We start from the raw sequence: 499 nt of genomic DNA, 5'->3' as shown, positions 1-499 counted from the left end.
CCAAACCATTCTATATTCCAGGTTGCTGCCTCGAAAGTAAGGTCTTTGGAAATTTCTGACCCCGGATATGTAGGATCGAATTCTTCTGCACATGGCAGGTCCTCCAGCATTCTGGGAAGGAGTTGATTAATATTGTTGTAACGACCCACAACTCCAACAACTTCTGCACAAGTCTCTGGCTGCACTTTGCCAACTAAAGCCTCAACATCTGAATCTATTCTCAATTCAGCTTCTCCACTGGCATCAGAAACCAGGTAATTTGCATTTCCGAAGAAAAGCTGACCGGGATCGGGGAACCTCATATCGGAGATCTTTACCAGTTGACCGCGATAGTTTTCCAGTTCGGCTAACGTGATTTCTTTTGGCTCAATGGGTGTGTTGGGTTCATCCATAAGCTCTACAGTTTCCAGATCTGAAAGTTGAATGAGCTCATTATAAACAGCTCTGGTTCCGGTAACACGAACTTTATCACCTATCTCAAATTTATCAGCTTCGGTGA

Annotated in this window: 1 protein-coding gene; it reads right to left on the bottom strand. The window is 44.1% G+C overall.

Annotated elements, in window-relative coordinates:
- Positions 1–499 (bottom strand): DUF5689 domain-containing protein (locus tag HC175_RS17665; RefSeq protein WP_235942666.1); only part of this gene is annotated, 499 nt, incomplete at both ends.

The sequence above is a fragment of the Salinimicrobium oceani genome (assembly GCF_012037645.1).
The sequence above is the reverse complement of the archived record's forward strand: the minus strand, read 5'-3'. Positions and strand labels throughout refer to the sequence as shown.